Annotated in this window: 7 protein-coding genes; 3 read left to right on the plus strand and 4 right to left on the minus strand. The window is 71.5% G+C overall.

The features are described from left to right. Positions 1-64: 64 nt before the first annotated feature. Both GKQ77_RS24920 and GKQ77_RS33625 read left to right on the plus strand, forming a co-directional pair. Complete coding sequence (locus tag GKQ77_RS24920) at positions 65-1,000, plus strand: alpha/beta fold hydrolase (RefSeq protein ID WP_219691179.1); 936 nt, start codon at positions 65-67, stop codon at positions 998-1,000. 154 nt (positions 1,001-1,154) lie between these two features. Continuing rightward, entirely contained in the window at positions 1,155-1,343 is a 189-nt protein-coding gene (locus tag GKQ77_RS33625) for a hypothetical protein (protein WP_258021916.1), read from the plus strand. A 36-nt stretch (positions 1,344-1,379) separates the two neighbouring features. On the opposite strand, the gene GKQ77_RS24925 is transcribed toward GKQ77_RS33625, so the two are convergent. The 3 genes from GKQ77_RS24925 to nth form a co-directional block, all read right to left on the minus strand. Further along, positions 1,380-2,585 (minus strand): MarP family serine protease, encoded by a 1,206-nt coding sequence (locus GKQ77_RS24925; protein WP_219691176.1) that lies wholly within the window; start codon positions 2,583-2,585, stop codon positions 1,380-1,382. A 49-nt stretch (positions 2,586-2,634) separates the two neighbouring features. Beyond that, a complete protein-coding gene (locus GKQ77_RS24930) occupies positions 2,635-3,303 on the minus strand; it encodes an NUDIX hydrolase (RefSeq protein ID WP_258021918.1) in 669 nt (222 codons plus the stop codon). A 148-nt stretch (positions 3,304-3,451) separates the two neighbouring features. Continuing rightward, on the minus strand, positions 3,452-4,354 hold the full coding sequence (gene nth / locus GKQ77_RS24935; protein ID WP_219691178.1) for an endonuclease III: 903 nt from the start codon (positions 4,352-4,354) through the stop codon (positions 3,452-3,454). A gap of 419 nt (positions 4,355-4,773) precedes the next feature. On the opposite strand from nth, the gene GKQ77_RS24940 reads away from it, so the two are divergent. Then, on the plus strand, positions 4,774-5,448 hold the full coding sequence (locus GKQ77_RS24940) for a Crp/Fnr family transcriptional regulator (RefSeq protein ID WP_016642758.1): 675 nt from the start codon (positions 4,774-4,776) through the stop codon (positions 5,446-5,448). 125 nt (positions 5,449-5,573) lie between these two features. Here GKQ77_RS24940 and GKQ77_RS24945 read toward each other — a convergent pair whose 3' ends face one another. After that, a complete protein-coding gene (locus tag GKQ77_RS24945) occupies positions 5,574-6,404 on the minus strand; it encodes an MBL fold metallo-hydrolase (RefSeq protein ID WP_219691180.1) in 831 nt (276 codons plus the stop codon). Positions 6,405-6,451 lie beyond the last annotated feature (47 nt).

Consider the following 6,451-nt stretch of genomic DNA (forward strand, 5'->3'; position numbering starts at 1 on the left):
GGCCCCCGCCGGCCCCGCGCAGCACGGCCCCACGCACCACGCCCCCGCGCGGCTCGGCCCCACGCTGGGTGCCACCGCCCATTCGGCGCAACCGGCCTCGGCCGTACGCGTCGAGGGGCCCTGGACCCACCGGGACGTGGCGGCCAACGGGGCGCGCTTCCACATCGCGGAGATGGGCGACGGGCCGCTGGTCCTGCTGCTGCACGGCTTCCCGCAGTTCTGGTGGACGTGGCGGCACCAGCTGGTCGCGCTCGCCGACGCGGGGTTCCGGGCGGTCGCGATGGACCTGCGCGGCGTGGGCGGCAGCGACCGCACCCCCCGTGGCTACGACCCGGCCAACCTCGCGCTCGACATCACCGGCGTCGTGCGCTCGCTCGGCGAGCCGGACGCCGCGCTCGTCGGCCACGACCTCGGCGGATATCTCGCGTGGACGGCGGCCGTGATGCGGCCCAAGCTGGTGCGCCGCCTCGCGGTCTCCTCGATGCCGCATCCGCGGCGCTGGCGCTCGGCGATGCTGTCCGACAGGAAGCAGACCGCCGCGGGCTCGTACGTGTGGGGCTTCCAGCGGCCGTGGCTGCCGGAGCGTCAACTGGTCGCGGACGACGGAGCCCTGGTGGGGCGTCTGGTCCGGGACTGGTCGGGGCCCCGCCTGCCGGAGGACGAGGCGGTGGAGGCGTACCAGCGGGCCATGTGCATCCCCTCGACGGCGCACTGCGCGATCGAGCCGTACCGCTGGATGGTGCGGTCGATGGCGCGGCCCGACGGCATCCAGTTCAACCGCCGCATGAAGCGGCCGGTGCGGGTGCCGACGCTGCATCTGCACGGCTCGCTCGATCCCGTGATGCGTACGAGGAGCGCGGCGGGGTCAGGTGAGTACGTCGAAGCGCCCTACCGCTGGCGGCTGTTCGACGGGCTCGGGCACTTCCCGCACGAGGAGGACCCGGTGGCCTTCTCCACGGAGCTGGTGAACTGGCTGAAGGACCCCGAACCGGACCGCTGAGCCCCGCCCGCCGACGGCACCGCCAACGGCACGGGAACAGCTCGGCCAACGGCACGGGAACACTTGTCCTACGAACGCCAATTGCCCGGCGCATAGGCCAATTGGGGCGCTCGGGCGCGGTTACCGACCATGAGGCACGGGCAAACGTCGGGGTATGGGCTGGACGCACGACTACAGTGACGTAGCACGCAATCGCCGCTCGGCCGCAGCGCTGAACAGCCGCGAGAGGGGCGGGTCGCGGGATCCGGGCCATCACGGCCCCCCTCAAGGCATGGGCATCCCCCGCATCCTCCGCCGCAGGGCCCGCTGGGTCTCCGCGCGGCTCCGGCATACGCGCGCCTGACCCAGCTCCCTCCCCCCTCGCTCTCCCGTTCGCTCTCTAGAGGGCGCAGCCCTGGCTGTCGACCTCTTGGTTGGCGGTGCGGCCCCGCTCGATGTCCTCGCGCACCTCGTCCACCGTCAGTGCGTAACCGGTGTCGGGGTCGTCAAGGGACTTGGCGAAGACCACGCCGTAGACCTTGCCGTCGGGGGTGAGCAGCGGGCCGCCGGAGTTGCCCTGGCGGACGGTCGCGTAGAGCGAGTACACATCGCGGTGCACGGTGCCGCGGTGGTAGATGTCCGGGCCCTTGGCCGTGATGCGGCCGCGCACGCGCGCGGGGCGGACGTCATACGGCCCGTCCTCGGGGAAGCCCGCGACGATGGCGCCGGCGCCGCTCGTCGCCTCCTTGGACGTGAACTTCAGCGGCGGCGCCTTCAGCGTGGGCACGTCCAGTACGGCGATGTCCCGCTCCCAGTCGTAGAGGACGACCTTCGCGTCGTACGTCTGGTTCTGATCGCCTATCTGGACCGTCGGCTCGTCCACGCCGCCGACCACGTGCGCGTTCGTCATCACGCGGCGGTCGGCGAAGACGAAGCCGGTGCCTTCGAGGACCTTGCCGCAGCTGCGGGCCTCGCCGCGGACCTTCACGATGGAGCGCTTGGCGGTCGTGGCGACCTTGCTCTTGGCGAGCTTGGGGTCGGGGGGCTGGACCTCCGTGATCGGCTCGTTCGAGAACGGGCTGAAGACCTGCGGGAAGCCGTTCTGCGCGAGGACCGAGGAGAAGTCGTTGAACCACGTGTCGGCCTGGGCGGGCAGCGCGCGCGAGACCCCGAGCAGCACCTTGGAGTTGCGCACCTCCTTGCCGACCGTCGGCATCGTCGTGCCCGCGAGGAGGGAGCCGATCATCCAGGCGACGAGCAGCATCGCCACCACGTTCACCAGCGCGCCGCCCGTCGCGTCCAGGGCGCGGGCGGGCTGCCAGGTGATGTATCTGCGCAGCTTGTTGCCGAGGTGGGTGGTGAAGGCCTGCCCGATCGAGGCGCAGACGATCACGATGACGACAGCGACCACCGCCGCGGTCGTACTCACCTCCGCCGCTTCGTCGTCCGTCAGCGCGTTCCAGATGACCGGCAGCAGATAGACGGCGACGAGTCCGCCGCCGAGAAACCCGATCACCGAGAGGATGCCGACCACGAAGCCCTGGCGGTAGCCGACGATCGCGAACCAGACCGCGGCGAGCAGCAACAGGATGTCCAGCACGTTCACCGATTCAATCCTCGCCTCGCATCGCGGCCGCCACGTCCCCGCAACCTTGTCATGCGCGCCAGTCGAGCGGGACCTGCCGACTGCGGTCCCAGGGGCGCTCCCAGCCCGCGAAGTGCAGAATTCTATCGATCACTCCGGCCGTAAAACCCCAGACCAGAGCGGATTCGACGAGGAACGCCGGGCCGCTGTGCCCACGGGGGTGGACCGCCGTCGCCCTGTTCGCCGGGTCCGTGAGATCGGCCACGGGGACCGTGAAGACCCGGGCGGTCTCGTTCAGATCGACGGCGCCGACGGGGCTCGGGACGCGCCACCATCCCAGTACGGGCGTCACGACGAAATCGCTCACCGGGATGAAAAGGCGCGGCAGCACGCCGAAGAGCTGGACGCCCCGGGGGTCGAGGCCGGTCTCCTCCTCGGCCTCGCGCAGGGCGGCGCGCAGGGGGCCGTCCGTCCGCGGGTCGCCGTCCTCGGGGTCGAGGGAGCCGCCGGGGAAGGAGGGCTGCCCCGCGTGGGAGCGGAGGGAGCCCGCGCGCTCCATCAGGAGCAGCTCGGGGCCGCGCTCGCCCTCCCCGAAGAGGACGAGCACCGCGGACTGCCGCCCGGCGCCGCTCTCCGGGGGCAGGAAACGGCTCAGCTGAAGCGGCTCGATGGTCTCGGCGGCGCGGGCGACGGGGGTCAGCCAGGGGGGCAGGCCTTCAGTGCTGAGGAGGCCATTCATCGCGCCGTCCGGGGCGGTCCTGTGGGCCCCGCCCGGCGTGTTGGCCGTACTGGTCGTACTGGTCGTGTGGTTCGCGTGCGTCATCGGCACCCCCGTCCGTCTCTGGACAACGCTCTCTGCCCCTGCGTTCGTTCCACCGCGCGCCGTCTCACCCCTCGGCCAGCGGAGGCGCGGGCTTTCCGGGATAGTCCGCCGGGGGCTTGAGCCGCTGGCCCGGGAAGCCGCCCATCTCGTACTTCAGGAGCTTCTTCGCCTTCTCGGGGTCGGTCTCGCCCTCCCCGTACGACGGACAGAGCGGGGCGATCGGGCAGGCGCCGCAGGCGGGCTTGCGGGAGTGGCAGATGCGGCGGCCGTGGAAGATCACGCGGTGCGAGAGCATCGTCCACTCGCTCTTCGGGAAGAGCGCGGCGACGGCCGCCTCGACCTTCACCGGGTCCGTCTCCTCGGTCCACTTCCAGCGGCGGACCAGACGGCCGAAGTGCGTGTCCACGGTGATGCCGGGGACGCCGAAGGCGTTGCCGAGGACGACGAACGCGGTCTTGCGGCCCACACCGGGCAGCTTGACCAGGTCATCCAGGCGGCCCGGCACCTCGCCCCCGAAATCGTCCCGCAGCGCCTTCGCCAGGCCCATGATCGACTTCGTCTTGGCGCGGAAGAACCCCGTGGGCCTGATCAGCTCCTCGACCTCCTCGGGGACGGCCGCGGCCAGGTCCTCCGGGGTCGGGTACTTGGCGAACAGGCGCGGGGTCGTCTGGTTCACGCGCAGGTCGGTGGTCTGCGCGGAGAGGACCGTGGCGACCAGAAGCTCGAAGGGGTTTTCGAAGTCCAGCTCGGGGTGGGCGTACGAATACACCTCGGCAAGCTCGCGATTGATCCGCCGGGCGCGGCGGACGAGGGCGGTGCGGGACTCCTGCGGGGGGATCTTGGGCGGCTTGATCGCGGGGGCCGCCGACTTCTTCGCGGGGCTCGACGCGGGCTTCGACGCGCCGGTGGACGGAGAGGCGGACGCGCCGGTGGACTCAGGCGTGGACGCGGAGGTGGACTTTGGCACGGCGGGCTCGGAGTTCCTCGTGGTGGACGCTGGCTTCTTCGCTATGGGGCCGGTCTTCCCCCCGGAGGGCGTACTACGCGCCGGAGCGGCGGCGGGCGTGCCCTCCGCACGCGCCCCGCCTGCCTGATTTGTCGCATTACCCGACTCCCCGGACGCATGTTCGCCCACAGCGGAATCCTGGGGTGCGGCCACCTTCGCAGCCCCCTTGGCCTGTGCTCTCACCGGCTTTTTGGACACCCGGCCAGCCTAGAGCCCGACACTGACATCCGTCCTTGGCCTCATGGATCGGCCCCCAATTGGCCCCCTCCCGCACAGCACGCCACGCCGGTGCGGCAGACTTGTGACTGATCACACTGTTTGGACCGTCCGGCAAACTGGGGAACACGGTCCCCTGATGCAGGTCGACAAGGAGAGAACTCGTGGACGACGTTCTGCGGCGCGCCCCGCTCTTCGCGGCGCTCGATGACGAGCAGGCCGCGGAGCTCCGCGCCTCCATGAGTGAGGTGACGCTCGCGCGCGGGGATGCGCTTTTCCATGAGGGCGACCCCGGAGACCGCCTGTATGTGGTCACCGAGGGCAAGGTGAAGCTCCACCGCACCTCGCCCGACGGCCGCGAGAACATGCTCGCGGTGCTCGGCCCGGGCGAGCTGATCGGTGAGCTTTCGCTCTTCGACCCGGGTCCGCGGACGGCCACCGCCTCCGCCCTCACCGAGGTGAAGCTGCTCGGCCTCGGCCACGGCGACCTCCAGCCGTGGCTCAACGCCCGGCCCGAGGTGGCCGCGGCGCTGCTGCGTGCCGTCGCCCGGCGCCTGCGCAAGACGAACGACCAGATGTCCGACCTGGTCTTCTCCGACGTGCCGGGCCGCGTGGCCCGCGCCCTGCTCGATCTGTCGCGCCGCTTCGGCGTGCAGTCCGAGGAAGGCATCCACGTCGTGCACGACCTCACGCAGGAAGAGCTGGCCCAGCTGGTCGGCGCCTCCCGCGAGACGGTCAACAAGGCGCTGGCGGACTTCGCCGGGCGTGGGTGGCTGCGCCTGGAGGCGCGTGCGGTGATCCTCCTGGACGTGGAGCGGCTCGCCAAGCGGTCGCGCTGACGCTGTGTCTGGGCGTTCATTTTCTGCGCGTTCATTTTCTGCGCGCTGATTTTCTGGGCGCTGATTTTCTGTACGGGGATGGGCCCCGCCTCTTGGAGAGGCGGGGCCCATTCGCGTACTCGGCCTCAGATCAGGCCGTGTTCCCGCAAGTAGTCCAGCTGGGCCCGGACCGACAGCTCCGCGGCCGGCCACAGGGAGCGGTCCACGTCCGCGTACACGTGTGCGACGACGGCCTCGGGCGCGGTGTGGCCGTTCTCCACGGCCGTCTCGACCTGCGCCAGCCGGCTGGCCCGGTGCGCGAGGTAGAACTCGACGGCTCCCTGGGCGTCGTCGAGGACCGGCCCGTGGCCCGGCAGGACCGTGTGGACGCCGTCGTCGACCGCCAGGGAGCGCAGCCGGCGCAGGGAGTCGAGATAGTCCCCCAGACGGCCGTCGGGGTGCGCCACGACCGTCGTACCGCGGCCGAGGATCGTGTCGCCCGTCAGGACCGCCCGGTCGGCGGGCAGATGGAAGCAGAGCGAGTCCGCGGTGTGGCCGGGGGTGGCGACCACGCGCAGCTCAAGGCCGCCCGTGGTGATCACGTCCCCGGATCCGAGGCCCTCGTCGCCCAGGCGCAGGGCGGGGTCGAGGGCGCGTACGTGAGTCCGTGTCAGCTCGGCGAAGCGGCCCGCGCCCTCCGCGTGGTCGGGGTGACCGTGGGTCAGGAGAGTCAGGGCGACGCGCTTGCCCATCTTCTCGGCGGTCTCTATGACCCGGCTCAGATGGGCGTCGTCGAGCGGGCCCGGATCGATGACCACCGCGAGGGAGGAGTCAGGCTCCGCGACGATCCAGGTGTTGGTGCCGTCCAGCGTCATGGCGGAGGCGTTGGGCGCGAGGACGTTGACCGCGCGGTCGGTGGCGGGCCCGCTGAGGACTCCGCCCCGGGGCTGGCCCGGGAGGGCGGCGGCATCTGTCATGCGGGGGTGACTCCCGTCGGGGTCGAGGGGTTCGGGCAGGCCTGGCG

Origin of the sequence: Streptomyces anatolicus (genome assembly GCF_019400875.1) — a bacterium.
GTDB classification, from domain to species: domain Bacteria; phylum Actinomycetota; class Actinomycetes; order Streptomycetales; family Streptomycetaceae; genus Streptomyces; species Streptomyces anatolicus.

What these genes read in the sequence shown, in the direction of transcription:
- GKQ77_RS24945 (WP_219691180.1), bottom strand. Translation starts at nt 6,404, where the DNA reads ATGACAGATGCCGCCGCCCTCCCGGGCCAGCCCCGGGGCGGAGTCCTC.
- GKQ77_RS24930 (WP_258021918.1), bottom strand. Translation starts at nt 3,303, where the DNA reads ATGAATGGCCTCCTCAGCACTGAAGGCCTGCCCCCCTGGCTGACCCCC.
- GKQ77_RS33625 (WP_258021916.1), top strand. Translation starts at nt 1,155, where the DNA reads ATGGGCTGGACGCACGACTACAGTGACGTAGCACGCAATCGCCGCTCG.